34 protein-coding genes are annotated in these 26974 nt (G+C 64.0%); 16 read left to right on the top strand and 18 right to left on the bottom strand.

What is annotated here, in order from left to right; genetic code table 11:
* Window positions 1-5: 5 nt before the first annotated feature.
* Genes QPW08_RS01555 through QPW08_RS01545 form a run of 3 tightly spaced genes read left to right on the top strand, consistent with a single transcriptional unit; the run spans window position 6 to window position 3036 of the window.
* Window positions 6-1361, top strand: a complete 1356-nt coding sequence (locus QPW08_RS01555) for a M48 family metalloprotease (RefSeq protein WP_284123969.1) — start codon at window positions 6-8, stop codon at window positions 1359-1361.
* 11 nt (window positions 1362-1372) lie between these two features.
* Window positions 1373-2083, top strand: coding sequence for a DsbA family protein (locus QPW08_RS01550; protein WP_284123968.1), 711 nt, complete (start codon window positions 1373-1375; stop codon window positions 2081-2083).
* 2 nt (window positions 2084-2085) lie between these two features.
* Window positions 2086-3036 (top strand): M48 family metalloprotease, encoded by a 951-nt coding sequence (locus QPW08_RS01545; protein WP_284123967.1) that lies wholly within the window; start codon window positions 2086-2088, stop codon window positions 3034-3036.
* Here QPW08_RS01545 and QPW08_RS01540 read toward each other — a convergent pair.
* Window positions 3033-3653: an HD domain-containing protein gene (locus QPW08_RS01540; RefSeq protein WP_284123966.1), complete on the bottom strand. Its 621-nt coding sequence runs from the start codon at window positions 3651-3653 to the stop codon at window positions 3033-3035. The two genes, QPW08_RS01545 and QPW08_RS01540, sit on opposite strands and share 4 nt — an antisense overlap.
* 95 nt (window positions 3654-3748) lie before the next feature.
* Between QPW08_RS01540 and QPW08_RS01535 the strand changes: the two genes are divergently transcribed.
* The 6 genes from QPW08_RS01535 (at window position 3749) to QPW08_RS01510 (ending at window position 8453) form a co-directional block, all read left to right on the top strand.
* Window positions 3749-4966, top strand: coding sequence for a sensor histidine kinase (locus QPW08_RS01535; protein ID WP_284123965.1), 1218 nt, complete (start codon window positions 3749-3751; stop codon window positions 4964-4966).
* Between the two features lie 4 nt (window positions 4967-4970).
* Window positions 4971-5768 carry a LytR/AlgR family response regulator transcription factor gene (locus QPW08_RS01530; protein ID WP_284123964.1) on the top strand — a complete coding sequence of 266 codons (798 nt, stop codon included), beginning with the start codon at window positions 4971-4973 and terminating at the stop codon, window positions 5766-5768.
* A gap of 256 nt (window positions 5769-6024) precedes the next feature.
* On the top strand, window positions 6025-6888 hold the full coding sequence (gene nadC, locus QPW08_RS01525; protein WP_284123963.1) for a carboxylating nicotinate-nucleotide diphosphorylase: 864 nt from the start codon (window positions 6025-6027) through the stop codon (window positions 6886-6888).
* Window positions 6889-6935: 47 nt separating this feature from the next.
* Complete coding sequence (locus QPW08_RS01520) at window positions 6936-7319, top strand: hypothetical protein (RefSeq protein WP_284123962.1); 384 nt, start codon at window positions 6936-6938, stop codon at window positions 7317-7319.
* The gene (locus tag QPW08_RS01515; RefSeq protein WP_284123961.1) at window positions 7312-8010 is read left to right on the top strand and encodes a ribonuclease T2 family protein; all 699 of its coding nucleotides are present in this window, start codon (window positions 7312-7314) and stop codon (window positions 8008-8010) included. The genes QPW08_RS01520 and QPW08_RS01515 overlap by 8 nt, the downstream gene beginning before the upstream one ends.
* 29 nt (window positions 8011-8039) lie before the next feature.
* Complete coding sequence (locus QPW08_RS01510; RefSeq protein ID WP_284123960.1) at window positions 8040-8453, top strand: hypothetical protein; 414 nt, start codon at window positions 8040-8042, stop codon at window positions 8451-8453.
* Here QPW08_RS01510 and QPW08_RS01505 read toward each other — a convergent pair.
* The gene (locus QPW08_RS01505; protein ID WP_284123959.1) at window positions 8425-8880 is read right to left on the bottom strand and encodes a nucleoside deaminase; all 456 of its coding nucleotides are present in this window, start codon (window positions 8878-8880) and stop codon (window positions 8425-8427) included. The genes QPW08_RS01510 and QPW08_RS01505 overlap by 29 nt on opposite strands.
* A 120-nt stretch (window positions 8881-9000) precedes the next feature.
* Between QPW08_RS01505 and rpmB the strand changes: the two genes are divergently transcribed.
* Window positions 9001-9288, top strand: a complete 288-nt coding sequence (gene rpmB / locus QPW08_RS01500; RefSeq protein WP_284123958.1) for a 50S ribosomal protein L28 — start codon at window positions 9001-9003, stop codon at window positions 9286-9288.
* Window positions 9289-9362: 74 nt separating this feature from the next.
* Here the strand turns inward: rpmB and QPW08_RS01495 are convergent, their stop codons facing one another.
* Genes QPW08_RS01495 through xseA form a run of 4 tightly spaced genes read right to left on the bottom strand, consistent with a single transcriptional unit; the run spans window position 9363 to window position 12945 of the window.
* Window positions 9363-10361: an esterase-like activity of phytase family protein gene (locus QPW08_RS01495; protein WP_284123957.1), complete on the bottom strand. Its 999-nt coding sequence runs from the start codon at window positions 10359-10361 to the stop codon at window positions 9363-9365.
* Window positions 10362-10378: 17 nt separating this feature from the next.
* The gene (locus QPW08_RS01490; RefSeq protein WP_284123956.1) at window positions 10379-11263 is read right to left on the bottom strand and encodes a M23 family metallopeptidase; all 885 of its coding nucleotides are present in this window, start codon (window positions 11261-11263) and stop codon (window positions 10379-10381) included.
* Entirely contained in the window at window positions 11263-11466 is a 204-nt protein-coding gene (locus tag QPW08_RS01485) for a DUF2093 domain-containing protein (protein ID WP_284123955.1), read from the bottom strand. The genes QPW08_RS01490 and QPW08_RS01485 overlap by 1 nt, the downstream gene beginning before the upstream one ends.
* Window positions 11467-11490: 24 nt before the next feature.
* Window positions 11491-12945, bottom strand: a complete 1455-nt coding sequence (gene xseA, locus QPW08_RS01480) for an exodeoxyribonuclease VII large subunit (protein WP_284123954.1) — start codon at window positions 12943-12945, stop codon at window positions 11491-11493.
* On the opposite strand from xseA, the gene purD reads away from it, so the two are divergent.
* Both purD and QPW08_RS01470 read left to right on the top strand, forming a co-directional pair.
* The gene (gene purD / locus QPW08_RS01475; protein ID WP_284123953.1) at window positions 12944-14230 is read left to right on the top strand and encodes a phosphoribosylamine--glycine ligase; all 1287 of its coding nucleotides are present in this window, start codon (window positions 12944-12946) and stop codon (window positions 14228-14230) included. The genes xseA and purD overlap by 2 nt on opposite strands.
* Window positions 14227-14766, top strand: a complete 540-nt coding sequence (locus QPW08_RS01470; protein WP_284123952.1) for an NADAR family protein — start codon at window positions 14227-14229, stop codon at window positions 14764-14766. The genes purD and QPW08_RS01470 overlap by 4 nt, the downstream gene beginning before the upstream one ends.
* 270 nt (window positions 14767-15036) lie before the next feature.
* Here QPW08_RS01470 and QPW08_RS01465 read toward each other — a convergent pair whose 3' ends face one another.
* Window positions 15037-16032 (bottom strand): adenosine kinase, encoded by a 996-nt coding sequence (locus tag QPW08_RS01465; protein WP_284123951.1) that lies wholly within the window; start codon window positions 16030-16032, stop codon window positions 15037-15039.
* A gap of 134 nt (window positions 16033-16166) precedes the next feature.
* Here QPW08_RS01465 and QPW08_RS01460 point away from each other — a divergent pair, with 134 nt between their 5' ends.
* The 4 genes from QPW08_RS01460 (at window position 16167) to QPW08_RS01445 (ending at window position 18752) form a co-directional block, all read left to right on the top strand.
* Window positions 16167-16859 (top strand): EI24 domain-containing protein, encoded by a 693-nt coding sequence (locus QPW08_RS01460; protein ID WP_284123950.1) that lies wholly within the window; start codon window positions 16167-16169, stop codon window positions 16857-16859.
* A complete protein-coding gene (locus QPW08_RS01455; RefSeq protein WP_284123949.1) occupies window positions 16852-17298 on the top strand; it encodes a hypothetical protein in 447 nt (148 codons plus the stop codon). Before QPW08_RS01460 ends, QPW08_RS01455 begins: the two co-directional genes overlap by 8 nt.
* A gap of 71 nt (window positions 17299-17369) precedes the next feature.
* Window positions 17370-18314: a hypothetical protein gene (locus QPW08_RS01450; protein ID WP_284123948.1), complete on the top strand. Its 945-nt coding sequence runs from the start codon at window positions 17370-17372 to the stop codon at window positions 18312-18314.
* Between the two features lie 153 nt (window positions 18315-18467).
* Window positions 18468-18752, top strand: coding sequence for a hypothetical protein (locus QPW08_RS01445; RefSeq protein WP_284123947.1), 285 nt, complete (start codon window positions 18468-18470; stop codon window positions 18750-18752).
* A gap of 56 nt (window positions 18753-18808) precedes the next feature.
* On the opposite strand, the gene QPW08_RS01440 is transcribed toward QPW08_RS01445, so the two are convergent.
* The 11 genes from QPW08_RS01440 to QPW08_RS01390 form a co-directional block, all read right to left on the bottom strand.
* Window positions 18809-19165, bottom strand: coding sequence for a HesB/IscA family protein (locus tag QPW08_RS01440; RefSeq protein ID WP_284123946.1), 357 nt, complete (start codon window positions 19163-19165; stop codon window positions 18809-18811).
* Window positions 19165-19683, bottom strand: a complete 519-nt coding sequence (locus tag QPW08_RS01435) for an SUF system Fe-S cluster assembly protein (RefSeq protein WP_284123945.1) — start codon at window positions 19681-19683, stop codon at window positions 19165-19167. The genes QPW08_RS01440 and QPW08_RS01435 overlap by 1 nt, the downstream gene beginning before the upstream one ends.
* Window positions 19680-20891: an aminotransferase class V-fold PLP-dependent enzyme gene (locus QPW08_RS01430; protein ID WP_284126270.1), complete on the bottom strand. Its 1212-nt coding sequence runs from the start codon at window positions 20889-20891 to the stop codon at window positions 19680-19682. Before QPW08_RS01430 ends, QPW08_RS01435 begins: the two co-directional genes overlap by 4 nt.
* A 5-nt stretch (window positions 20892-20896) precedes the next feature.
* Complete coding sequence (locus tag QPW08_RS01425; protein ID WP_284123944.1) at window positions 20897-21652, bottom strand: SufD family Fe-S cluster assembly protein; 756 nt, start codon at window positions 21650-21652, stop codon at window positions 20897-20899.
* Window positions 21645-22394: a Fe-S cluster assembly ATPase SufC gene (gene sufC / locus QPW08_RS01420; RefSeq protein WP_284123943.1), complete on the bottom strand. Its 750-nt coding sequence runs from the start codon at window positions 22392-22394 to the stop codon at window positions 21645-21647. The genes QPW08_RS01425 and sufC overlap by 8 nt, the downstream gene beginning before the upstream one ends.
* Window positions 22381-23055, bottom strand: coding sequence for a hypothetical protein (locus QPW08_RS01415; RefSeq protein WP_284123942.1), 675 nt, complete (start codon window positions 23053-23055; stop codon window positions 22381-22383). The genes sufC and QPW08_RS01415 overlap by 14 nt, the downstream gene beginning before the upstream one ends.
* Window positions 23056-23081: 26 nt before the next feature.
* Window positions 23082-23462 carry a hypothetical protein gene (locus QPW08_RS01410; protein WP_284123941.1) on the bottom strand — a complete coding sequence of 127 codons (381 nt, stop codon included), beginning with the start codon at window positions 23460-23462 and terminating at the stop codon, window positions 23082-23084.
* On the bottom strand, window positions 23462-23989 hold the full coding sequence (locus QPW08_RS01405) for an endonuclease domain-containing protein (RefSeq protein WP_284123940.1): 528 nt from the start codon (window positions 23987-23989) through the stop codon (window positions 23462-23464). The genes QPW08_RS01410 and QPW08_RS01405 overlap by 1 nt, the downstream gene beginning before the upstream one ends.
* Window positions 23986-25467 carry a Fe-S cluster assembly protein SufB gene (gene sufB, locus QPW08_RS01400; RefSeq protein WP_284123939.1) on the bottom strand — a complete coding sequence of 494 codons (1482 nt, stop codon included), beginning with the start codon at window positions 25465-25467 and terminating at the stop codon, window positions 23986-23988. The genes QPW08_RS01405 and sufB overlap by 4 nt, the downstream gene beginning before the upstream one ends.
* Complete coding sequence (locus tag QPW08_RS01395; RefSeq protein WP_284123938.1) at window positions 25464-25874, bottom strand: SUF system Fe-S cluster assembly regulator; 411 nt, start codon at window positions 25872-25874, stop codon at window positions 25464-25466. Before QPW08_RS01395 ends, sufB begins: the two co-directional genes overlap by 4 nt.
* 118 nt (window positions 25875-25992) lie before the next feature.
* Window positions 25993-26943 (bottom strand): helix-turn-helix domain-containing protein, encoded by a 951-nt coding sequence (locus tag QPW08_RS01390; RefSeq protein WP_284123937.1) that lies wholly within the window; start codon window positions 26941-26943, stop codon window positions 25993-25995.
* Between the last annotated feature and the right edge of the window lie 31 nt (window positions 26944-26974).

Here is a 26974-nt window from a genome sequence, read left to right as displayed (position 1 = left end):
GGCCGATGCGGTTCCTCCTCCATTGTATTGCGCTGGTAACGGCGCTGGCGTTCACCGCCCAGCCGGCCATGGCGCAATCGATCCTGCGCGACGCCGAGACCGAAGCGTTGCTGCAGGACATGGCCGCCCCGCTGGTCGAGGCTGCCGGGCTGGAGCCGGGCAATGTCGACATCGTGCTGATCAACGACCCGTCGATTAACGCCTTCGTCGCGGGCGGGCAGGTGGTCTACATCCATTCCGGCCTGATCGATGCCGCCGACAGCGCCAATGAAGTGCAGGGCGTGATCGCGCATGAGCTCGGCCACATCACCGGCGGGCATGTGATCCGCAGCGCTGACAGCTATCGCGCGGCGACCAATATCACCATCCTCTCGCTGCTGCTGGGCGTAGCAGCCATGGCCGCCGGCGCCGGAGATGCCGGAATGGCGGCCATGATGGCCGGCCAAAGTGCGGCGATGGGCAAGTTCCTCGCCTTCAGCCGGGCACAGGAAAGCTCGGCCGATGCGGCAGGCGCCGAATATCTCTCCAGGGCCGGGATCACGGGCAAGGGTTCGCTGGAATTCTTCGGCAAGCTGCTCAACCAGGAATTCCGCTATGGCCGCAGCCAGGCCGACGAAGCGCAGTTCACCCGCACCCACCCGCTCTCTGGCGATCGCATCACCCGCCTGCGCGAAGTTTACACTATCGACCCGGCGTGGGATGCCCCGCTTGATCGCGACATCGAGGCGCGATTCCAGCGGGTCAAGGCCAAGCTCTATGGCTATCTCGCCGAACCCAATTTCGTCCTGCGCAACTATCCTCGCACGCAGATGGATGTGCCCGCACGTTATGCCCGGGCCTATGCCTATCACAAGGACGCACAGGTCGAGCGAGCGCTCGCCGAAGTCGAAGGGTTGCTCGCGACCGATCCAGACAATCCCTATTTCCTTGAGCTCGAAGGGCAGGTCCTGCTCGAATCAGGCCGCCCGCAGGAAGCGATCCCGGCGTTGCGCAAGGCGACCGACCTCACCCGCAACCAGCCGCTGATTGCTTCGCTGTTCGCGCATGCGCTGATCGCGACTGAAGACCAGGCCAACTATGCCGAAGCGGAGAAGGTCCTGCGCGCGGCGGTGGCGAAGGATCGCTACATGCCGTTCGCCTGGTATCAACTGGGCGTGGTCTATGCCGCGCGCGGCGACATGGCACGGGCGAGGCTCGCCACTGCCGAACAGCAGGTCATGACGAGGCAATATGTGCTGGCCTTGAACAGCGCGCAGATCGCCGAATCCGCCCTGCCCAAGGGGACACCCGACTGGATCAGGGCGCAGGACATCCGCTTGCAGGCCGAAGCCGAGCTTGAACGCGAGCGTGACCGACGGTAGCGGCCAACACTATGCCCAATCCCATGCGCAGCACCATATTCACCGCCATCCTCGCCATTGTCGCCGGCTTCGCCGGGGCGGCCGCCTTCAGCTGGTCGGGCCTCGGCGACAGGCAGGTCGAACGTTACCTGATGAGCGATCCCGAGCTGCTGCCGCGGATGGTTGCCGCATATGAGCGCAAGCAGGCTGAAGACCGGCTCGCCCGCGCCGGGGACGATGTGCGCCAGCCCTTCGCCGGGGCGGTGCTCGGCAACCCTGAAGGCAAGCACACGCTGATCAAGTTCACTGACTACAATTGCGGCTACTGTCGCGCCAGTGCCGGTGAAGTGCAGAAGTTGATCGAGCAGGATCCCGAGCTACGCGTCGTGATCCGCGAATGGCCGATCTTCGAAGGCAGCGACCGCGCCGCCGCCTTGGCGCTCGCGGCCGGGCGGCAGGGCAAATACGCAGCTTATCACCAGGCCCTGTTCGCCAGCGGTGACACCTCGGAAGCCGGTTTGATCGCCGCCGCGCGGCATGTCGGCTTGGATGTGACGAAGCTGGAAGCTGACGCCAGGAGTCCGCAAATCGCCTACGAGCTTGAGCGCAACACGCAGTTCGCACGCGAACTGGGCTTTACCGGGACCCCCAGCTGGGTCGTCGGCGGTCGGATCATCGAAGGTGCGGTTCCGGCAGAAACGCTCGCTGAAGCGATCGCCCAGGGCGACGAAACCGGGGCGTGACGATGCGTGCGAAGTGGCTCGGCTGTGCCGCGCTGCTGTGGGCAGCCGGAGCTAGCGCCGCCGCTGTACTGCCCGAAGCCTTCGTCGAACTGCGCGCCAAGGACGCCCGCGTCGCTCGCATCGGCTATGAGCTGGTGACCGGCAATGCCGCCTTCTGCGACCAGCAGACCCCTGCCACCGGGCTGCTGCTGCACGATCTCGCGGCCTATGGCGACGGTGAGAAGCTGGGCCGGCTGCTGGGCATGACCAGCCCCGTTGGCATCCAGGCGGTGGTCCCGGGTTCTCCCGCAGACCAGTCAGGACTTGCCGCCGACCAGTCGATCGCCAGCCTTGCCGGGCTTGACGTCGCCGGGATGCCTACCGACGAAAAAAAGCGATGGAAGCGGCTCGAGACCATCCGCGTGGCGATGGTCGAACAGCTCCAGACCGAGCGCAAGCTCGCGTTTCAGGCTGTCGGCGGCGAGTCACTGGTGATCGAGGCTATCCCGGCCTGCGCGAGCCGCTTCGAAGTCGGCCCCCTGGGCAAGCGCGCGGTGGCCGATGGCAGCCGGGTAGTGATCGGCGAAGACTTCCCCGGGCACGAATGGAGCGACGAGCTGCTCGCCGGGGTCATGGCGCATGAGCTGGCGCACAATGTCCTGCGCCACCGGGCCTGGCTCGATGCCAAAGGTCGCAAGCGCAAGAACGTGCGGTTGACCGAGCGCGAGGCCGACCGGCTCGCCCCGTGGCTGCTCGCCAATGCCGGCTACGATCCCGAAGCGGCGGTGCGTTTCATGGCGACCTGGGGCCCCGACCACAGCGGCGGCATCTTCCGAAAGCGCACGCATGACGGGTGGGACGAGCGGGTCGAATTCATCGCCGCCGAAGTGCCGCTGGTCCGTGCACAGATGGCCGCCACTGGCACAGCCGACTGGCGCAGCAATTTCCGGCGCGAAATCAAGCCCCAGGGTTAGGCCGTCTCTTCCTCGGCCACCTTGGCGTACATCGAGTTGATCGGCCTGGCGAAGACCCGCCGCACCATCGGCTCGAAGAACTCCAGCGGTTCGCTGTCATAGTCCGGATCGAACGCGGCCTGGTCGTACTTCTCGCAGAATTCCGCGCACGCCTTGTAATAGGGATGATCCTCGAACCTGTCGCGGACATTACGGTCCATGCCCAGGTGGTGGAAATAGTAATAGCCCTGGAAGGCACCGTGGTTCTGGCAGATCCAGTGGATCTCTTCGGAAACGAAGGGCTTGATGATCGAGGCCGCGACTTCGGGGTGGTTGTAGCTGCCCAGCGTGTCACCAATATCGTGCAACAACGCCATCACTACATATTGTTCGTCGCGTCCGTCGCGATGAGCGCGCGTTGCCGTCTGCAGTGAATGCTCAAGCCGATCGACCGGAAAGCCACCGAAATCGCCATCGAGCAGCTTCAGATGGTCGAGCACGCGATCGGCCAGTCCTTTCGAGAACTCGCGATATTCCTTGCCAATCAGGGCCCAGTCTTCCGCCGTGCCTTCCTTCATCTCGCGGAACTTGGCGCGTTCATGCTCACTGGCATGCTCGGGGTGCTGCGGTGCGTTCATGCTGGATTCTCCTCTTGGGTGCCAGATTATCGCAGATTCGCCGAGTGAGCAAAATATCTGACGATGCGGCGCATTTGCGCTAAGACGAAACGATCATGGCCGTATTGCCCTTCCGCCCCACCCCGTTCTTCGAGAACAAGAGCCGCGCTTTCTGGAACCTGCAGTTCGCCGGCTGGACCGGGGCCGTGATGTTGCGATCGGTTCAGGGCATCTCGAACGGCCAGCCGGCCAGTTACATCATCCTGATGCTGATCGTCGGCATCACCGGCTTTTCGCTCAGCACGCTGCTATCGGTTGTCTACCGCCAGCTGATCAATAGGCCCCCGTTGGTTACCTGGGGCGCAACGGCCGGGGTATTGGCAGTCGCTGTCGGCATCTATGTCCTGGTTGAAGCATGGATCAGCACGCTCTATTTCGCTGACCGCCCCACCACCTTGACCCAGTTGGTGCTGCTGTACCTGTTCGTTGATTTTTCGGTGCTGGGTGCCTGGACCGGGCTCTATTACGCCATCAACTTCTTCCTGCAGGTCGAGGAGCAGGCCGACCGGTTGGAACGCCTGGAGGCGCAGGCGACCAGCGCCCAGCTGGCCATGCTGCGTTACCAGCTCAACCCGCATTTCCTTTTCAACACATTGAATTCGATCAGCACGCTGGTGCTGCTCAAGCAGACCGAGCCGGCCAATGCCATGCTGACGCGCCTGTCAGGCTTCCTGCGGCACACGCTGATCAGCGAGCCCGGTGGCAAGGTAACGGTGGCGCAGGAAGTCGAGACTCTGAAGCTCTATCTCGATATCGAGCGCATGCGGTTCGAAGAGCGCCTGCGGACCGAATTCGACATAGCGCCCGATGCTGCCAAGGCGGTGCTGCCGTCATTGCTGCTGCAACCGTTGGTCGAGAACGCCATCAAATACGCAGTTTCACCGCAGGAGGAGGGTGCCCGCATCACCCTGTCGGCGCAATTGGTCGGACCGAGACTTCGCATCACCGTGTCCGACACCGGGCCGGGATTGCAAAGGCCTGAAACGCGCGCCAGCTTGCCAATTGCGCTGTCCGGCAAGCCTGTCTCCACCGGAGTAGGTCTCGCCAATATCCGTGATCGGCTGGCGCAGGCCTATGGAGAGGACCACCTGTTCGAAATTCGCACCCCCGATGATGGCGGCTTCACCGTCGTGATCGAACTCCCCTATGAAACCGCATTGGAAGATAGCGAGGCCATTTCCCCCAACGGCCCTGCCCCAACTGCAGCTAACCCGAGGTCGGAGCTGCCTGCCAATGTGGAATCGCTAGACGCCCATCGCGCCACCGGAAGTTGAACCCATGACCATTCGCACCATCCTCGTCGACGATGAGAAGCTCGCCATCCAGGGCCTGCAGCTGCGGCTGCAGCCGTTCGAAGACGTGGAGATCATCGGCACCTGTTCCAACGGTCGCGAAGCGATCCGCAAGATCAAGACCGAGAAACCCGACCTGGTGTTCCTCGACATCCAGATGCCGGGGTTCGATGGCTTCAGCGTGGTCAAGGGCGTGATGGAGATCGAACCGCCTCTGTTCGTATTCGTCACCGCCTACCAGGAACACGCCATTCGCGCGTTCGAGGCAAATGCCGTCAATTACCTGATGAAGCCGGTCGACGAGGACAAGCTGGCCGACACCATCGAGCGTGTGCGCCAGCGGCTGGCAGAGAAGAAAAGCGCCGAAGAGGCCGAGAAGCTGCTTAACGTCCTTAGCGAAGTCGCACCCGATGCGGCCGAGGAATTCGCCGAAGGTGGTGACGACACCAGCGACCGCTACGAAAAGCTCATCAACGTCAAGGATCGCGGGCAGATATTCCGAGTCGAAACCGACTCGATCGAACATATCGAGGCCGCAGGCGACTATATGTGCATCTATACCGGCGACAACTCGCTGATCCTGCGCGAGACGATGAAGGACCTCGAGCGTCGCCTCGATCCGCGCAAATTCCAGCGCGTGCACCGCTCGACCATCGTCAACCTCGACCAGGTCCGCCAGGTCAAGCCGCATACCAATGGCGAATGCTTCCTGGTGCTGGATTCAGGCGCCGAAGTGAAGGTCAGTCGCTCGTACAGGGATGTCGTCGCGCGTTTCGTGCACTGATTTGGCTTTCGAATGCGCCTCCGCGCTTTCGTCCTCGCTAGACGCGCAGCAAGCTGCGCCCGCTGCGGGCGGGCGGTCGCCCTTGCGGCCCCTATCATGGCCGTGTCCAGCGCGAGTTTGCTAGCAAGCGTAGGTCTCGGCGCCTGAAAGGCGACGACAGCGCGCGACTGCGCGCCGCCCGGTAGGGCGGAAGCCAAGTGAGCGGACGCGAACGCCGGCGCTTGAGGCCAAACAAAAGAAAGGCCAAAAGCGCGCAATGACCAACTTCTTCCTCCCCGGTTTCGACCTCGACGTTTTCGTTCGCGACACGCTGGCTGAAGATCTGGGCAATGGCCTGCCCGGCGGCGGGCATGACGTGACCAGCGAAAGCGTGATCCCGGCCGGGGCGCGCTTTGCCGGGGTGATGGATACGCGCGATGCCATCAGCGTCGCCGGCCTGCCCATCGCCGAGGCGTTCTTCCGCGCACTCGAGCCGGAGATGACCATCGAGATCCTCGTCGAGGAAGGCGCGCAGGTGCCCGCCGGGACCGACCTGATGCGGCTGGAAGGCAATGCCCGCGCCATGCTGACTGCCGAACGCAGCGCGCTCAACACCCTCCAGCACCTCTCTGGCATCGCCACCATGGTGCGCGAATATGTCGACGCGATGGACAATCCGGATTGCACCCTGCTCGACACCCGCAAGACCATCCCCGGCCTGCGGCATCTGGAGAAATATGCTGTGCGCATGGGCGGGGCGAGCAATCACCGCATGGGCCTGTGGGACGCAGCGATGATCAAGGACAACCACGTGCTGGTCGCCGGCAGCGTCGGCGAAGCGGTGCGGCGCGCGGTCGAGGCCGGGGTGCAGGAGATCATCTGCGAGGTCGACCGGCTCGACCAGATCGAACCGGCATTGGCGGCGGGCGCGACCCGGCTGCTGCTCGACAATATGGAGCCCGATACACTGCGCGAGGCCGTGAGCATCGTCGCCGGCCGCGTCCCGACCGAAGCGAGCGGGGGGATCAACCTCCAGACCATCAAGGCCAAGGCCGCGACGGGCGTGGACTACGTCTCCGTCGGCCGTCTGACTCAGAGCGCGCCTGCAGCCGATATTGGCTTGGATTTTAAGCCGCTGTGAGGTGGCTGTTCGCTCGCGGTTGGCTCGATGCAAGGACCGTAATTGTCTTGCGTGTGCTGATAGCAGGCGCGCTTCTTGCGAGCCTCTTCTACCTCGCCGCTGCGACTGCGGAATATCGCGCCTATTGGGATCAGCCAGAGGTCCGCCAAAGGTTCGCCTACGTCCGGCCGGAAATTGTCGAGTATTTGTTCGTTCACGCAGTCATACCGCTCGTTCTTGCGATCTACCCGAGGCGTATCACGAATCTCGTTTTCTGGGCCTTAGCTCTCTATCTGCCGATCCCCTGGCTGCAGGCTGCGCTGGATGATGGTCATACGGTGAACCAAACGGTGGTGAACTGGTATCTCCTGAATGGCCTGCTGATGTTCGCTGTGGCCGGCTACACCGCATCACGGGCCATATCTGGACAAACGCGGGGGAGCGATGCGTAAGATCGCCCTGTTTGTCGGCTTGGCTGGCCTATGTGCGGGTCCCGCATTCGCCCAATCCTACCAGTGCCGCGTGCCGCAGAACCTGCTGGTGCCGGAGGGCAAGTCGGGCCAGCCGCGCCAGCTGCCGGTCACTGGCTACACCTTCGCGCTGAGCTGGTCGCCGGAGTTCTGCAAGAACCGTCAAAGTTCGCCCCGCCATCGCTCGCAATGCTCGGGCCGCAACGGGCGCTTCGGCATGGTGGTGCATGGCCTGTGGCCGGACGGCCGCTCCACCTGGCCGCAATATTGCCGCACCGCCCAGCGCGTCAGCGTGCCCGAGGCGAAGCGCAATATGTGCATGATGCCCTCGGCCCGGCTGATGGCCGACCAGTGGCGCAAGCATGGCGCCTGCTTGACCCGCAAGCCCGAGACCTATTTCAAGGTCACCCGCATCCTCTGGAACAGCCTCAAGCACCCCGACTACGACCGCCTGAGCCGCGAGGACGGGCTGACCGCAGGCCGCATCCGCGCCGCCTTCACTCGCGCCAACCCCGACTGGACGCCGGAGATGGTCGGCGTGAAACTCAACGAACGCGGGTGGCTACAGGAACTGCGGCTCTGCTACGGCAAGGACTGGATGCCGACCCGCTGCAAGCGCAGCCAGCTGGGCGCGCGGGACAATGTGTCGGCGAAGATCTGGCGGGGGTTGTGAGGAAAGAACTTCGAGAACAGGCTGCCCGCTTGCGCAAGATGCCGTCCCATGAGGCGTCAGAATGGCTGATCGCGAACTATCCCCGCGATTCCTCCGAACTCGGCGTTGCATTCGCTTTGCTCGAGCATCTTTCTTTCAAGCGGGTCGATGCGGTTGCGCTGGCCGAGCATTATCTTCGTGGGCGAGTATTTGCCCATGCCAAGCCCTACATTGTGTTCAGGAAACTGCTGGGCTTGGCGAGGTTCTTCTCGGTGATGGGCAGGCTGGTTCCGGAATCGCGACGAGATCGAGAGTTGCTGCTCTATCACCTCGGACCGTTGCTTGCCGAAGCGAAGACAGACCGAGAGTTGGCTGCAAGGGATGAATGCCTGACAAGGCTCGGAGCAGAGCAACTTGGCAAAGGAAGCCCTGTCCCTACCGACGCTCAGCAAAGAATCTCTTGAGCAACCCCGCAGCCTCGTCCTCGCCCATGCCCGCATACACTTCCGGCGCGTGCAGGCATTGCGGATGATCGAACACCTTCGCTCCGTGCTCCACTGCGCCGCCCTTGGGGTCGCTGGCGGCGTAGTAGAGCCGCGCGATCCGCGCGTGGCTGATCGCCCCGGCGCACATGGCGCAGGGTTCGAGCGTCACCCACAGGTCGCAACCTTCCAGCCGCTCCTGCCCCAATGCCTTGGCAGCGGCGCGAATCGCGGCCACTTCGGCATGGGCAGTGGGGTCAGTGTCCGTGCGCGGAGAGTTGTGCGCGACGGCGATGATGTCCTCGCCGCGTGTCACCACCGCCCCGATCGGCACTTCGCCGGCCTCGGCCGCCGCACGGGCGGCGTCGAGGGCGCGGCGCATCGGGTCTGGTAAGGGCCAGCGGGTCATGCCATGGGCGCTACCGCCGCTGGTGCCGAATAGCCAGACTCGTGTTGACGATTCGCCCCTCCGCCGCTATGCGCGCGCCTTTCCCGGCATTGACCGATATTTTTTGAGAAGAGACGAACCATGTCGCGCATCTGCGAACTGACCGGCAAGGGCCGCCAGGTCGGCCACAACGTGAGCCACGCCAACAACAAGACCAAGCGCGTCTTCCTGCCCAACCTGCAGAACGTCACGCTGCTGAGCGAGAAGCTCGACCGCAGCTTCAAGTTCCGCGTGTCGACCCAGGGCCTGCGCTCGGTCGAGCACAATGGCGGACTGGACAACTGGCTGCTCAAGACCAAGGACGAGAAGCTTTCCTCTAACGCGCTCAAGGTGAAGCGCGAGCTGAAGAAGGCTCTGGCCGCGGCGTAAGCCAAGGGCCTCAGGGCCACTGACAGCATCCAAGGGCGCGCGGGGCAACCTGTGCGCCCTTTGCTGTGTCCGGCCTATCTTGAGGGCGCGGGCAGTTTGCCGTCCCATTGCAGCCGCAGCAGGAGCGTGCGCTGGTAGGATACGGCATTGTCATCCGAGATTATCGTCACCATCACGGGGTAGCCCGTGCCGCGATCACTTCCGGGTTCGATCGCAAGTCCCTCATAATTGTCGGTCGGAAACGGCGGGTCAAAACGTGCCAGCTCCGTGCCGCTCCAACTCTCGCCGACAACGATTTCCGCCGGGTCGGCAACCAGCAGCACTACCTTGAAATGCGGCGGAAAGCCCCATGCGATCCGGCGCACAAGGATCAAGACCCTGCCATCAGGCAGCGCCGCCATGTCGGTGGGGCGAAAGCCCTCTGGGGCGGCAAAGCTGAACTCCATTGGCTTGTCACCCAGCACCGGATCGCGCTGCCACTTCAGGCCCGGAAATTCTTCGCCCATGAACCCGGCCCTGCCTTCGCCCAGCATCAAGAAGCTCCCGTCGCTCAACCGCGTCATCGCCTCGGGCCCGCTGTTCTCGCCCCAGCGCCGCATCGGCTCCGGCAGGGCCTGGGCCGGGTCCGAAAGGTCCCCTTCGCGCCGTTCGATCATGTTGCGGCCTTCGAATGCTGCCCAGACGCGCCCCGTGCCCGGATCATGCGCCAGCGCTTCGATGTCCTGGTACATCTTGTCGGTAAACCTGGTGTCGGGATCGTAGGGAAACAGCTCGAAGTCGGTCGGGCCTCCCGACGCCATGGAGAACGCCAACCCGGCCCCTGCGTCGCTGGCAGCAAGGAACTTGCCGCCACCAAGCGCGACGAGCCCCGAATAGCCATGGAACAGGGAATGTTCGCTCTTGAGCTGCCAGGTCCCGATAACGTCCAGCGCTCCAATGCGCGGTTTATCGATGGCGAGGCGAATGACTTCGACCCCGGCATTCAGCATCACGGGTGGAGGAGCACTGCGCAGCCATGTTCCCGGCGCAAGCGCGACCGCAACCAGCACCAGCAGGATCAGGCGGCGCTTCATCGGCAATCCCCGGCCCCTTAGCGCATCGGGCCGGTAAACAGCAGCGGATCGACCCGCGCATCGCGCCACTTCATGCTCCAATGCAAATGCGGCCCTGTGGCGCGCCCGGTAGCACCGATATTGCCGACATATTGCCCCTGCCGCACGCGCTCGCCCTCGCTGACGGCGATCTTGGAGAGGTGCAGGAAAGCGCTGTTGAGCCCATTGCCATGATCGATAATGAGCAATCCGCCTTCGAGCGAGAATCCGGTCGCCGCCAGTGTCACCACGCCGTCGGCCGGGGCAACGAAGGGTGTGCCGCTCGCGCCGGTGGCGATGTCCATGCCCGAATGATAGCTGCCCGGCTCGCCACGATAGATCCGCTGCGAGCCGAACCGGCCTGAAATGCGCCCGGTCACCGGCCAGATGAAGTCCTGCGCCCAGCCGCGACTGTCAGCGTCCACGCTGCGCGCCGCGTTGATCCGGTCGAGCTCGGGCTTGCGGCGCTGCCAGAAGGCATCGCTCATCCCTCCGCTGCGGCGGGCGATATTGACCCGCTCGATGTTCCAGGCGCGTGGCTTGATGGTGAGCGGAGCAGCAATGGCGCTACCGTCGGACAGGGTGGCGATCAGCTCGGCCGACGGCCCGGCATCGCGGTCGAAGGCGGCAAAGAAGCGACGGTCCTGGTCAAGCTCGAGCAGCCTATTACCGAACTGTAATCGTACGGTACGCAACGGTGCCTGACCTCGTATCCAGCCACCTTGCTCCAGTTCGCCCTCGAGCAGGAATTTGGTTGTTTCGCGCAAAACAGGCCCGGTTGCCTCGCTCGCGGCCGAACCGCTACCGGGCGCAGCGAGATTGAGAACAAACGCAACCGCAAGCGCTGCACCAGCCGCAGCGCCCCAATGCCATCGGCGGGCCATCAGCCCTCCCCGGTCAGGCGTTTCGTTGCCAGCTCGGCCGATGCGTAGGCTTCCTGATGTTCGACGCTCCAGTAGCGGAGGTCTTCAAGCCCAATTTCGACGCCGCTGACCGCGCACAATACGAAGCGCCCCGTGCGCAGGACGCGAAAGCCGTTGGGACCATATTCGAGCAGTGCGGGCTGGTTGCGTGATGACATCAACATGAGAGACCTTCTAGCAGCCCAGGATTAACCGAACAAATCTTCCTGCGTTCCTGAGGCAGGAGATTTGCGCGAGCTGGCAGGTTTTTTCGGGGCGGGTCCCACTGCAGGGACCACGCCCAGCGCACCATCGGCGAATTCGACCGACAGCTGGGCCTCCTTCGCCGCCGCCTCCCGGCTGCGCACCAGCGCGCCCGAGGCATCGCGCACCAGTGCATAGCCGCGCTCGAGCGGAGCCTTGGGGTCGAGGCTCGCCAGCACGCGGGCGAGGGCGACGAGGCGCTCGCCGACCTGCGCCTGCTGCTTCTGCACCAGCTCGGGGCTTAGCCGGACTTGCTCCAACCCGCGCCGTGCATCGCGCAAGCCGCGCTCCAGCACCTGCGGCGATAGCCTGAGCGCACTGAGGGCTTCGCGCCCCTTGCTTGCCTGTGCCTTCAACCCCTGCCGCAGCCGCTCGACCTGCTCGTCGAGCTTCTGCGCCTGCGGTTGCAGCAGCGTCTCGATCTTGGGCAGGCGCTGCGCTCGCGCTTCCAGCCGTTCGCGCCCGAGTGCCAGCGGCCGCAGGACCCCCCGTTGTTGTCGCGCCGCGAAATCATTGAGCGTCGCCGCCAGCTCACCGCGCACCGGCACCGCCATTTCCGCCGCAGCTGTCGGCGTCGGCGCGCGGCGATCGGCGGCATAGTCGGCCAGCGTGGTATCGGTCTCGTGCCCGACCGCACTGATGACAGGGATCGGGCTCTCGGCGATGGCGCGGACGACGATCTCTTCGTTGAAGCACCACAAATCCTCAATCGAGCCGCCGCCACGGGCGACGATCAGCAGATCGGGCCGCGGCACCGCGCCGCCTTCGGGAATAGCGCCAAAGCCGCGCACCGCCTGCGCCACCTGCTCGGCCGCACCCTGCCCCTGCACCAGCACCGGCCATACCAGCACATGGCTTGGGAAGCGGTCGGCCAGCCGGTGGAGGATATCGCGGATCACCGCCCCGGTGGGAGACGTCACGACGCCGATCACCCGGGGCAGAAAAGGCAGCGCCCGCTTGCGTTCTCGCGCAAACAGCCCCTCGGCCTCGAGCCGCTGGCGGGTCTTTTCCAGCAGCGCCAGCAGCGCGCCTTCGCCCGCCAGCTCGAGGCTTTCCATGACGATCTGGTATTTCGAGCGCCCGGGATAGGTGGTGAGCTTGCCGGTGGCGATCACTTCGAGCCCGTCTTCCGGCACGAACGCCAGTCGCCCGGTCGTGCCCTTCCACATCACCCCGTCGATGACCGCCTTGTCATCCTTGAGCGCGCAATAGAGGTGGCCCGAGGCGGCGCGTTTCACCCCCGACAGCTCGCCGCGTAGCCGGACATAGCCGAAGCGATCCTCGACCGTGCGCTTGAGCATTTGGGACAAGGCGCTGACAGTCAGCGGCTCGGCGTTGTCGCCGGCCCGTTCGCGCGCTACCAGCCCGCCTGTACTGTCATCTCCATAGGGATCTGCCATGAATATCCTTCTGATCGGCTCGGGCGGGCGCGAACATGCCTTGGCATGGAAACTGGCGCAATCCCGCCTGCTTGCCGCAGATGGGGATCGTTTCTACGCGACGCCAGGCAATCCCGGCATTGCCGAGCATGCCGAGTGCGAGGCGCTGGACGTGGCGGACCACGCCGCGGTGGTGCAATTCTGCGCGGACAACACCATCGGGCTGGTCGTCGTCGGCCCCGAGGCCCCGCTGGTCGACGGGCTGGGCGATGCCTTGCGCGCGGCGGGCGTGGCGGTGTTCGGACCCGACAAGGCCCCAGCGCAACTGGAAGGCTCCAAGGGCTTCACCAAGGATTTGTGCGAACGCGCCGGGATCCCGACTGCGGGCTATGTCCGCACGACCTCGCTGGCGCAGGCGACCGAAGCGCTGGATCGCTTCGCCGCCCCTTATGTTCTCAAGGCCGACGGGCTGGCGGCGGGCAAGGGCGTGGTGATCGCCGAAACCCGCGCGGAGGCCGAAGCGGCGCTGGCCGACATGTTCGGCGGGCAATTCGGCGACGCGGGTGCAGAGGTCGTGATCGAGGAGTTCATGCACGGCGAGGAAGCGAGCTTCTTCGCGCTGACCGACGGCACCGCGATCCTGCCGATCGGCACCGCGCAGGACCACAAGCGCGTGGGCGAAGGCGACACCGGCCCCAACACCGGCGGCATGGGCGCCTATTCCCCCGCCCCGGTGCTGACCGAGGAATTGCAGGCGCAGGCGATGCGCGAGATCATCGAGCCGACCGTCGCCACACTGCGGGCCGAGGGCATGCCCTATTCGGGCGTGCTCTACGCCGGGCTGATGCTGACCGACGAAGGCCCCAAGCTTGTCGAATACAACGCCCGCTTCGGCGATCCCGAATGCCAGGTGCTGATGATGCGGCTGGAGGAAGACCTCGGCGAACTGATGCTGGCCTGCGCCGAGGGGCGGCTGGGCGAGTATTCGGAAGCGAAGCTGTCAGCCGAAACCGCGCTGACGGTGGTGATGGCGGCAAAAGGCTATCCCGGCACCCCGGAAAAGGGCGGCGCGATCGATCTGGGCGGGGCTGAGGCGGACGGGGCGAAGGTTTTCCATGCCGGGACGGCGCTCAGGGAGGGCCAGCTGGTCGCCAATGGCGGCCGCGTCCTCAATGTCACAGCGATGGGCTCGAGTGTGAGCGAAGCGCAGCTGGGAGCTTACGCAGCTGTCGATGCGATCAGTTTCCCGAGTGGATTCTGCCGGAGGGATATCGGCTGGCGCGAGGTGGAGCGGGAGGCTTCGTGATTGCCTTTCCCGCCTCGCCAGCGATCGCTGAACCAGACCTGCCCGCGGCGCACGAGTTCGGGAGTTTTCACCCCTTTCTGAAGGGGGTATTCAGCCAGTGGCATCCGACTCCGTTCGAGGTTGAGGGAGTCGCCTACAACTGCGCTGAACAGTATATGATGGCGGCGAAAGCCAGCCTGTTCGGTGCTGAGGCGATTTACTCTCAAATCATGGGCAGCGACGATCCGGCGCTGCACAAGCGCCTAGGCGCGCAAGTGAAGAGCTTCGATTCAGCGACCTGGTCTCGCTGGCGCTATCACATTGTTCATACAGCCAGCATAGCGAAGTTTTCGCAGAACGCGGGTGCGCGTCGTCGACTGCGGAACACTGCTCCGTCAATGTTGGTCGAAGCCAATCCGCGCGACTGGGTCTGGGGAAACGGCCTCGCCGCAGACGACCCCGCCACACACGACCCGAATCAGTGGCGCGGAACCAACTTTCTCGGACGCATCCTGACTTTGGTGCGCGACAACCTAAGTGAGGAAGAGATGCTGTAGGTATATTGGGCGAGAAACACCTTTCCTACAGCACTGGCTCTGGCCTAGCCTGCCTTCCGCTCTTTGACAGATGTGAAGAACAACAGTCCGACAAGCCCCGCCCGCCAGCGGGGCTTTGCCGTTTCTGGCGTGCCTATGGAGCGGGGTCAGGCCCCGCCCGCTGTATGTACTTGATCAACTTGGACTCGGTGCAACCAACTTGCGGGCCAGCCACTCACCTGCCCCACCTCGTCAGCCCGGCCACCGAGCCGGGGTGACGAAGAAGGAGGATCAGCCCAGCTTCTCTGCCATCAGCGCCTTCAAATCCACCTCGGGCCGGGGGCCGTAGTGGCTGATCACTTCGGCCGCGGCGATGGCGCCGCGCTTGAGGCAGCGGTCGAGCGGCTCGCCCTTGGCGTAGCCCGACAGGAACCCGGCGGCGAACTGGTCGCCCGCGCCGGTGGTGTCGACGACCTTGTCGATCGGCTCGGCAGCGACTTCGGCGCGTGTCCCATGCGCGATGGCGATGGCACCCTTGGCGCTGCGGGTGGCGACCAGCACCGGGACCTTGCCGGCCACCGCCGCGACCCCGGCTTCGAAGTCGCTCTCGCCCGTCAGCGTCGCCAGCTCGTGTTCGTTGACGAACAGGATGTCGATCACGCCCTCTTCGATCATGGCGCGGAAATCGTCGCCATGGCGGTCGATGACGAAGCTTTCGCTGGCGGTGAAGGCGATCTTGCGGTCGGCCTTGCGGGCAACCTCGATCGCCCTGCGCATCGCCTTGCGCGGCTCTTCCGGGTCCCACAGGTACCCTTCGAGATAGAGGATCGCGCCGCTCGCGATCAGCTCTTCGTCGAGCGCCGTGGCGGGCAGGAACTGGCCTGCGCCGAGGAAGGTGTTCATGGTCCGCTCGCCATCGGGAGTGACGAAGATCAGGCAGCGTCCGGTCGGCGGCTCGTCGGTGAGCGGTGGGGTGTCGAAATCGATCCCGGTGGCGCGCATGTCATGAGTGAAGACCTCGCCCAGTTGGTCGTCGCAGACCTGCCCGACAAAGGCGCATTGCAGGCCCAGCATCGAAGCGCCAGCCAGCGTGTTGGCAGCCGAACCACCCGAGACCTCGCGGGCCTGCCCCATCGCGGCGTAGAGCGTCTTTGCCCCTTCTGCGTCCACCAGCGTCATCCCGCCGCGATTAAGATCGAGCTCGTCAATCAGCTCATCGGTGCAGGAAGCGATCACATCGACCACGGCATTGCCGATGGCGATTACGTCGTAGCGGGGTTCGGTCATGGGTATTCCGTCGATTGGGGAGAGGTGCCGGGAGCGCCTAGCCGCTCGCCATGCACAGGCCAAGCCCTGTTTGGCTGCGCGGGCCATGCGAGCGATTGACTTGGCCGCAAGCCCGACTCACAAGCACGGCAACCATGATGAGCCTTCCCACAGCCCTAGCCCGCGCCGTTGGCCAGTTGGCCGACCCTTCGGTCCTGCGGGTGCTTGCGAAGAGCATCGCAATAACACTGGGGGTGTTCGTGCTGGCTGGGTGGCTGCTGCTGACAGGCCTCTACGCCTGGCTGGTGTCACTCGGATCAGCCTTCAGCGCCGAGTTGAGCGCCATCGCCGCTGTGCTGCTGACAGCCGTGGCTGGGTGGCTGGCGTTCCGGATTGTGGCACTGGCAGTGCTGCAGTTCTTTGCCGACGAGATCGTCCTGGCGGTGGAGCGGCGGCACTATCCGGCAGCGGCGGCGACCGCCCGTGTGTTGCCCTTCCGCGAAGACCTGCAAAATTCGCTGAAGGGTCTCGGCCGAGCGATCCTCTTCAACGCATTGGCATTGCCGGTGGCGCTGGTCCTGCTGTTTACCGCTATCGGCCCGGCGGTAGTGTTCTTTTTCGTCAATGCCGTGCTGCTGGGGCGCGAACTGACCGAGATGGCCTGGCTGCGGCACCGCGCCAGCTCCGACGAGACGATCCCGCTCGGGGGCGCAACGCGGTTCCTGCTTGGCGCGTCAGTCGCTTGCCTGCTGATTGTCCCTTTCCTCAACCTGCTCGCGCCGGTCATTGGCGCGGCTGCGGCTACCCATATGGTGCAAGGCCGCAAGGATGCCCTGACACATGCGTAACCTGCTTTTGCTCTCCACCCCAATGCTGCTCGCCGCCTGCGGAGGTGCAGGCAATTCCGTCGCCAGCACCGGCACCGTTGCGGCTCCGCCGCCGCGGACCAACACTGTGCGGGTACCGCCGACCAGGCCTACACCTGCACCGACCGTCTCCAGCGGGGATTACCGCACGCCGCAAGTAACGAGCATGCCCGGGCTGGAAGGGATCATCGGGGCGAATGCCAATGAACTGCAGCGCCAGTTCGGCACCGCGCGGCTGGATGTCTACGAAGGCGATGCGCGCAAGCTGCAGTTCGCAGGTGAGGCCTGTGTACTCGACATCTACCTCTATCCGCTGCGCAAGGGTGCAGAACCGACCGCGACCTATGTCGATGCGCGGCGCGCCAGCGATGCACTGGATGTCGACCGCGCCGCCTGTGTCAGGGCGCTCAAAGGCAGGTGAGATGGCTTGGTAACGCCGATTTAAGTGTATTCTGCCATGGCTGGACCCTCACATGACAGGGGTTCAAGCTGATGAGTTTCCAGTTCGACAATCTTGCCCGCGCGGTGGCCGACGACGGGCGCGTTGCGCCCGATGAAATCCTATCGCTGCGCCAGCTTGGCTGGGGTGACGGCCAGATTGCGCGAGAAGAGGCCGAAGCGATCTTCGCCATCAACCGCCAGATCGTGCTGCCGGGCAACGACTGGGTCGATTTCTTCGTCGAAGCGGTCAGCGAATTCGTGCTCAACGGCACTGAGCCCAAGGGCATGTGCGATGAGAGTGAAGCACAATGGCTGATGCAGGCGATCGACCATGATGGCCGACTGGAGACCATGGCCGAGCTCGAAGCGCTGGTGCGGATCGTCGAGAAGGCGCGCAACGTACCCGACAGCCTCAAGCACTATGCGCTCGAACAGATCGAACACGCCGTGCTACACGGCGAAGGCCCAACGCGTGACGGGGGCGAGCTCTCGTCAAGCCACGTCAGCACTGCAGAGTGCACCTTGCTGCGTCGGCTGGTTTTCGCCAGCGGCGGCCATCGCCCGGCAGCGGTCAGCCGCCATGACGCGGAAATGCTATTCCGCATCAAGGACGCGACACTCCACGCCTCCAACGCGCTGGAATGGCCCAAGCTGTTCGTCGACGGGGTTGCCAACTACCTGCGCGGCTTCACCGCCGCCAATGCCCAGCTTTCGCATGCACGGATGAAGGAGCTGGAAGGCTTCATCGGCGACAACTCAGTGAATGTCGGCCGGTTCTTTGGCCGCATGGCTAAGGAAGCGCCCAGGGTCGCCAACCATTTCGGCAAGGTCTTCGGCCAGAAGGGCGTCGGAACCGACTACACCGTGCGTGCGATCGAAGGCGAAATGGTGACGGAGAACGAGCGCAAATGGCTCAATCGCATGATCGAGGCTGATGGCGAACTCGACGCGTTGGAGAAAGCGCTGATCGAACGGGTCGAGGCCGAGCTGGACTAAGGGTTAGTCGAAGTCGAGCGGAGCTGCCGCGCCGCCCTGCATCGGGAGCGGACCCCGCGGCGGAACGGCGGGTACGGCAAGGCCGGATTCGGGCGGTCTGCGCCGGGGATTTCGCGGTGCTCTGCCGGTCAATTCTGTCTTGAGAGCCCGCAAATGCACAACTTCGGCCTTGAGCATGATTCGCTCTTCTGCGTCGATTGCAGCATCCAGTCTTTTATTAAGGGCGGCAAGTTCTTGCTCGATCCTGGCGGCAATATGCAACTTCTCCGCGTGACGCCGAAGATCTCGCTGGACGCGGTCAGCGTTTACTTCGGCGCTTCGTTCCAACTCAATGCGATTCAACTCGTCCCGGAATCGGCGTTCATTCGCAATAGACAGTCTCGACATTGCACGCCGTCGCCTACCGGCATGACGCATCAGTCTCTTGTGTCGGTTTGACTTGTCTCTTCTTGGTTCTTCCATGCAACTGTCTTACAATAATAAGACAGTTCGGTCTAGACCATGAAGGATTCGCCGCAGCCACAGGCACCCTTGGCGTTGGGATTCTCGAACACGAAGCCAGCGGTGAAATCGTCTTCTACCCAGTCCATCGTACTGCCGACGAGGTAAAGCACGCTGGCGCCATCGATGTAGAAGGTTCCGCCCGGAGTCGCGATCTTCTCGTCGAACTTCACCTCTTCGCTGACATAGTCGACCGAATAGGCGAGGCCCGAACAGCCACGGCGCGGGGTCGATAGCTTGACCCCGATGGCGCCTTCAGGAGCCTTGCTCATCAGCTCCGCCACGCGCGCTTCGGCGGCCTTGGTCAAAGTGACTGCTGCAGGGATTTCGCGTGTTTTCTGGTCGGTCATCACAGCATCCCCAGTTCGAGGCGGGCCTCGTCGGTCATCTTGTCGGGGCCCCAGGGCGGGTCCCATACCAGCACGACCTCGGCATCACGGATGCCAGGCACGCTGGAGGCGCGCAGCTCGACTTCGCCGGGCATGGTCTCGGCCACCGGACAATGCGGGGTGGTCAGCGTCATAGTGATGGTGGCATCGCTCTCGTCATCGACTTCGACACCGTAGATCAGTCCGAGGTCGTAGATATTAACGGGGATTTCCGGGTCGTAGATCTCCTTGAGCGCCGCGATCACCGCATCCTGCAGAGCGCCGCCGGGGCCGCTCGCAGAGGCTTCCTCGGGCTTCTTCTGCAGGAAACCCTCGAGATAGTCGCGCTTGCGTTCCATCGATTCGCGCAGAGTTTCCTCGGCTGCGTCTTCCACCCGTGCACGCGGCGGCTTGGCAAGAGTTGCCGCCTCCTCCGCGCTCAGCACCTGCTCGTTGGGAGCGGGAGCCGCGACATAGTCCTTCTTGGCTTCGTCACTCATCCGAAGATCCTCTGAGTCCGTTCGATACCGCGCAGCAGCGCGGCAATATCGCTTTCGTCGCTGTAGAGCCCGAAGCTGGCCCGCGCGGTGGCGGGGACGTCCAGGTGTTCCATCAAGGGCTGGGCGCAATGGTGGCCCGCCCTGATCGCGACATTCTCTTCATCCAATATGGTGCCCAAGTCGTGCGGATGCACCCCTTCCATCGCAAAGGAGAGGATGCCGGCGCTCGATTCCGGCCCGAACAGCTGGATCGAATTGATCTGGCTGAGCGCCTCACGTGCTTGCCGAACCAGCCCGTTCTCGTGCTCGTAGAGACGCTCCATCCTCAGCTGCTCGACATAGTCGATCGCAGCCCGGAGCGCGATCGCCTCGGTGATCATCGGCGTCCCGGCTTCGAAACGCTGCGGCGGCGGGGCGTAGGTGGTCTTCTCGAAAGTGACCTTGTCGATCATCGACCCGCCGCCCTGCCAGGGAGGCATGGCATCGAGCAGCTCCTCACGCGCCCACAACACGCCGATACCGGTAGGGCCGTAGAGCTTGTGGCCGGAGAAGACGAAGAAATCGCAGTCGAGCTCCCCCATGTCGAGCCGCATGCGGGGGGCCGACTGGCAGCCGTCGAGCAGGAGCTTGGCCCCGACGGCATGTGCCGCCTTCGCGGCGCGCTTCGCCCCCAGCACCGAGCCGAGCACGTTGGAGACATGCGCCAGCGCCACCAGTTTGTGCTTTTCGGTCAGCTTCGCTTCGAGCCAGTCGAGGTCGATCCGGCCGTCCTCGGTCAGCGGGCAGACGTCGATTTTGGCGCCGGTGCGCTCGGCCACCATCTGCCACGGTACGATATTGGAGTGATGCTCCAGCTGGCTGAGCATGATCCGGTCGCCGGGCTTGAGGTTCTCGCCACCCCAGCTGCTGGCGACGAGGTTGATGCCTTCGGTCGCCCCGCGCACGAACACGATCTCGGTTTCGGATGCAGCGCCGATGAACTGCGCCACCCGCCGCCGCGCTGCCTCATAGGCGAGCGTCATCTCGGCCGAGCGGGCATAGACCCCGCGGTGCACCGTGGCGTAGTCCGGCCCCAGCGCGCGGCTCATGGCATCGATCACCGCCTGTGGCTTTTGCGCCGTCGCCGCGGTGTCGAGATAATGCCACGGCTTCCCGTCGCGGGTCAGGAGCCCGGGAAAGTCAGCCTTGCGCGCAGAGATGGCGGTCATTTCGTTCAAACCGCGTCTCCCAGCGCCTCGAGCGCAGCGTCGAGCAGGCGCTCCTGCTCCTCTGCATTCTCAATGGCTACAAACGCATCGGCGAGGAACGCACGCACCAGCAGCTTCTTTGCCGTTTCCGGCGGCAGACCGCGCGCCGCCATGTAATAGGCCGCCATCGCATCGAGCTGGCCGACGGTCGCGCCATGCGCGCATTTCACGTCGTCGGCGAAGATTTCCAGCTGTGGCACGGCGTTGGCACTCGCGCCTTTCTCCAGCAGCAGGCCCTTGAAGTCTTGCGCGGCGTCGGTCTTTTGGGCGTCGCGGGCAACATCGATGCTGCCGAGGAAATTGCCTGTGCCCTGCCCCCAGTGGACCGAGCGCACCACCTGGTTCGACGTCGCTTCGGCCTCGGCATGGACGACATGCGTCACGAATTCTCGCACTGCATCACCGCCGCCGATGGTCACGCCGCCGAATTCGAAATGCGCGCCCTTGCCCAGCGTCACTTCGACTTCGACCCGGCAATAGTCGTTGCCAATGATGGTCGTGAACATCTCTGCCCGTGCGCCTTCGCCCAGCGTGAGCCGAACGCGGTGTAGCTCGGGCGCGTCACTGCCGACGACCATGCAATGCGCACGCGTTTCGTCGGGGGCGAGGGTGATGTCCTTCCATTCATCGAGCGCAGCCGCCCCGAGGCGCTCAAGTGCGCCGATATCGGCATAGCGCCACGCTTCTTGCCTGCGGGTTGGGAGAGTCGCAGCCTCAGGCATCTGCCATCACCGCGTCATAGCCTTCGTTCTCGAGCCGCTCGGCCAGTTCCGGACCGCCGGTCTGGACGATCCGGCCCTTGGCCAAAACGCTGACCTTGTCCGGCCGCACCACTTCCAGCAGGCGCTGGTAGTGGGTGATCAGCAGCACGCCTTTCGCAGGATCGCGCATGATCGCGTTGATCCCTTCGCCGACCACCCGCAGAGCATCGATATCGAGCCCGCTGTCGGTTTCGTCGAGCACAGCGAAGGTGGGGTCGAGGATGCCCATTTGCACCATCTCAGCGCGTTTCTTCTCACCGCCGGAGAAGCCGACGTTCACATTGCGCTTGAGCATGTCCATGTCGAGCTTGAGCAGGCCGGCCTTTTCCTTCGCCAGCTTGAGGAATTCACCACCTGAGAGCGGTTCTTCGCCGCGCGCCTTGCGCTGGGCGTTGAGTGCTTCGCGCAGGAACTGGACATTGGAAACGCCGGGGATCTCAACCGGATACTGGAAACCGAGGAACAGGCCGGCAGCGGCGCGCTCGTGCGGCTCCATTTCGAGCAGGTCCTGGCCCATGAAGCTCACCGAACCGCCGGTCACTTCATAGCCCGGGCGGCCGCCGAGCACATAGGCGAGCGTCGACTTGCCCGCGCCGTTGGGGCCCATGATGGCATGGACCTCGCCCGCTGCTACTTCGAGGCTGAGGCCGTTGAGGATCTGCTTGCCGTCAATTTCGGCGGTCAGGTTTTCAATCTTGAGCATTGGTAACCGTATCTTCCAGGGGTTGGTCGAACGCCGCTGGTTGCGGGGCCGGATTGGCCCGGCACCGGTCGCGCTGGTTCGAAATGAGAGTGTTGTATTCCGCCAGCTGCCCGCGATAGCGCGCCAGGACCTGCTGCTCTTCGTCTGTGTAGCGTTGCTTGCCGACCAGGGCTTCGATGCGCAGCTGCTCGGCCTGCATATAGCTTGCGCGCTGGTCGATCAGCGTCTGCACCCCGGCAAGGCAAGCGGTGTCCTGCACATTCGCGGTGGCGCTTGCCAAACGTGTCCGGACCGCGAGATCAAGGCTCTGGCCGCGGGCAACGTGGATGCGCCGGGCCCGTTCGAATATCTGCGCGACTTCGTCAGGCGGGGTGGCTTCGGAACTGTCATTCCGTGCAAGCACGGCATTGGCTTCGGCTTCGAGCTTGTCGCCTCGCTTTGCGCAACGCGGGATGTCGTTGCGGTATTGAGTCTCGAAGCTGACATCGTCACCGATCGTGTAGGAGCCGCCGCGCAGGCAGTTGTAATACTCGCTGACCTGCGGTTCGATCCGCACCGGGTAGTCGAGCGTCCAGCTGGTCGGGTCATCAGGATAGACGGCCAGCACGGATTCGTTGGCTTGTTGCGCGACCAGGAAGAGGGCCATGGCAGTGGCAATCATTCGGGTAACTCCTGCGACTGCATCAATTACGAGTCGTCTTCGAGGCTGGCGTCGGTCAGCGTATCGATCCGGGTAAGCCAGTAATCGGCAACCTGCTCACGCTCGGTACGATTGCGGCCGAGGTAGAGGTCTTTCATGATCCCGACGGTCTTGCCGCGCGCCTTCTCGCGCAGTGGGGCGCAATCCTGCCTGGTGTTGGTCGGATTGAGCAGCTGCCCATCGTCATCATAGAGCGAGATGCCCTGCTCGGTCTGGCGACAGGTCAGATAGGGCATCAGCGCCGGAGCCAGCTCCTGCGGGATGTTGATGGCTTCGAGCTGCTGCGGGCGCTGCGGCGCTTCCTCGGCCTCGGCCTCGGCCGCGGGTTGCAACAACATGGCAATGGCGAGTGTCATGGCGGTCAGCATCAGTCCCTCCCTCTGAATTCGCGCTTGTCACCGGACGGGCGGCGCGGCGCGCTGTCGCGCTGGTGGCGGCGGCGGGCCTCGCCCTTGTCGCCGATGCGCATGCGCATGCCGGCGGTTATGCGGGCGAGCACCGCGTCCATGTTCTCGAGGATGTCCTCGGCCTTGATCCGCATCACGCGGATGCCGACACTCTCCAGGCTCTTGTCGCGGCGCTTGGCGACGGTGTCGTTCTGGTCGGGCTCGTCGATGATGATCGCCATGCCGAGCTTGTGGCAGTTGAAGTCGACAATCGCGCTGCCGACCACGGCGAAGCGCTTGAAGGCATAGGGCCCCATATTGGCCTCGGCAAACCGCTTGGCGAGCGCCTTGTGCGCCGGCGAAGCCTCGCGCCGCATCTGCCGCGCCATGTCATGCAACGCATCGAGCCGCTTCTCGGAAATCTCCCACCCGCGGCCCTTCTTCTTGAGCGCGGGGGCTTCGGCGGAATCCGAGGGTTCGCGGATCTGCAGGGTCTTGCGGTCGGTCATCCAACCGACCCCTCGAGCGAGATCGCCAGCAGCTTCTGCGCCTCGACGGCAAACTCCATCGGCAGCTCTTTCAGCACTTCCTTGGCGAAGCCGTTGACGATCAGCGCCACGGCCTCTTCCTCGTCCAGTCCGCGCTGTATGGCGTAGAAGAGCTGGTCGTCGCTGATCTTGCTGGTGGTGGCCTCGTGCTCGATCTGCGCGGTCGGGTTCTTCACCTCGATATAGGGCACGGTGTGCGCGCCGCATGTCGACCCGAGCAGCAGGCTGTCGCACTGAGTGAAATTGCGCACGCCATCGGCATTCGGCCCGACGCGGACGAGCCCGCGATAGGTGTTGTTCGACTTGCCCGCGCTGATGCCCTTGGAGATGATGGTCGAGCGGCTGCCGCGCCCGTTGTGGATCATCTTGGTGCCGGTATCGGCCTGCTGGTAATTGTTGGTCACCGCGACCGAGTAGAACTCGCCGACGCTGTCCTCGCCGTTGAGGACACATGACGGGTATTTCCACGTCACCGCCGAGCCGGTTTCGACCTGGGTCCAGCTGATCTTGCTGCGCGCGCCCTGGCACAGCCCGCGCTTGGTGACGAAATTGTAGATCCCGCCCTTGCCGTTCGCATCGCCGGGATACCAGTTCTGCACGGTCGAATATTTGATCTCGGCATCTTCCAGCGCGACCAGCTCGACCACGGCGGCGTGGAGCTGATTTTCGTCGCGCATCGGCGCGGTGCAGCCTTCGAGGTAGCTGACGTAAGAGCCCTTCTCGGCCACGATCAGCGTGCGTTCGAACTGGCCGGTGTTCTCGGCATTGATGCGGAAATAGGTGGAGAGCTCCATCGGGCAGCGTACGCCTTCGGGGATGTAGACGAATGTGCCATCCGAAAAGACAGCGCAGTTCAATGTGGCGAAGAAGTTGTCATGCTGCGGCACGACCTTGCCGAGCCACTTCTTCACCAGCTCGGGGTGTTCCTTGATTGCTTCGCTGATCGACAGGAAGATGACGCCTGCCTTCTTGAGCTCCTCGCGGAAGGTGGTAGCTACGCTGACCGAGTCGAACACCGCATCGACCGCGACCTTGCGCGCGCCTTCGACCCCCGCGAGCACTTCCTGCTCCGCCACGGGAATGCCGAGCTTGTCGTAGACCGCCTTGATTTCGGGATCGAGCTCGTCGAGCGAAGCGAGCTTCTCCTTCTTCTTCGGCGCGGCGTAATAATAGGCTTCCTGGTAATCGATCGCCGGATAGCCGAGCTTGGCCCAGTCGGGCTCTTCCATGGTCTGCCACAGGCGGAAGGCCTTGAGCCGCCATTCGAGCATCCATTCGGGCTCGCCCTTCTTGGCGCTGATGAAACGGACGGTGTCTTCGCTCAGGCCCTTCTCGGCGAATTCGGTCTCGATCTCCGCCGACCAGCCGTGCTCGTACTCGGCCGCCTTGGCAGCGGCTTCACGCGCTTCGCGGTCTTGCAGTTCCAGATCTTCGCTCATGCCATTTCTTTCTCAGCCGCGAGCTGCGTCAACGGGATCGCCGCCAGCGCACCGCGCAGCGCTTCATTCACCACCGGCCAGTGCGGCTTGACGCTGCAATTGTGATCCACCGCGCACTCGGCCCCATCGACACAGGCGGTCAGAGCGATCGGCCCTTCCACTGCTTCGACAATATCGGCGACGGTGATCGCCGCCGCCGGGCGGGCCAGCTGCAAGCCTCCGCCCGCACCGCGGACCGAGCGCAGCAGGCCCGCTGCAGTGAGCTTGCTGACGATTTTCTGCACCGTTGGTGCAGGCAGTCCCGTTTCTGCCGCCAGTTCAGAGGCCGACACCCTTCCGCCCCCGCAATGGCGGGCAGCGTGGCTCATCGTGACGACGGCATAATCGGCAAGGTTGGACAGGCGCATATGCCTCACATACTCAAATCGGACCAATTCGTTCCGATTTGCAGCTAGGCGTCGGAAATCCTTGTTTCAACGCAAAACAGCTTGTTGCGAGTCGTTAGCATCTGGCCGCGTCGCCCCGTCAAATGCCGGGGTCGAAGTCCCCGGCATCCCGTTCGCTGATGCGAAAATTCCTCAGGTCGAGCAGCTCGTTGAGGATCGGGTGGTCTCCACCCCCGAGCCGCGACGGTGTTCGCCCGACAAACAGGCCGATTTCACGAATCAGGTGCGACTGGTCGTAGAAGTGCTCCTCGACCGCTATCACCTGTTGCTCGTCGATATCGGGTGCCGACAGGATCGCCGCAGCGCGCACGGCCCGATACTTGCGCTTCAGCGCGCGGGGGTTGAGCCCGAAATAGCGCTCGACCAGTCGCTGGGCCTGGCGCGTGGAGTAGGTCGTGCGGGCATAGAGGTCGTCGAGCTGCGGATCGAGCGAAGTGCCCAGCCATTCGACAGTGGTTTCAATCAAAGCGACATGCCGCGCCGGTACCTTGCGGACATGATCGCCGATGCAGCGCGCTATCTCGGCGATCATTGCGTCGGATTCGACTTCTCCGGCCGCATAGGCTTCGACCAGGCCATCCGCCGCTTCGTTCACATCGGCACCGAGGATCTCGCCGGCATCGAACAGCTGGTTGCCATGCTCGTCGGCAGACAGATTGCTAAGCGCGGCCCAGCCAAGCGGCGTGAGCGCCGCACCGACGGAATGAAACCCGTTCACGAATTGGAACGGCATGGCGACGCTGGTGGGCGATTGCAGTGAGCAGCGCGGAATTGGCTCAATCCGTCCATCGCGGAAATAGGCGGTTCCTTCGCCCTTCAAGACCAGCATCAGCTTGCCGACATCAGCCGGCTGGATGTCGCGGATCTCGTCATCGTCGCAGCGGAAATGGAACAGCGTGGTGATATAAGGGCGCAGGTGTTCGGGTGGGTTGAAATAGTCGATGGCAACGCGCGAACGGGGCGTGAGATCGGCCTCACCCCCGTGCAACAGTCCCAAGGCTGCCCCTCCAGCCTCTGCCACCCGTTTCATTCCACAACCTTCGTGATTGCTGTCCTACTCC

Origin of the sequence: Parerythrobacter aestuarii, assembly GCF_030140925.1 — a bacterium.
In the GTDB taxonomy this organism is placed as follows: Bacteria; Pseudomonadota; Alphaproteobacteria; order Sphingomonadales; family Sphingomonadaceae; genus Parerythrobacter; species Parerythrobacter aestuarii.
This window is presented reverse-complemented; position numbering and strand designations above follow the sequence as displayed.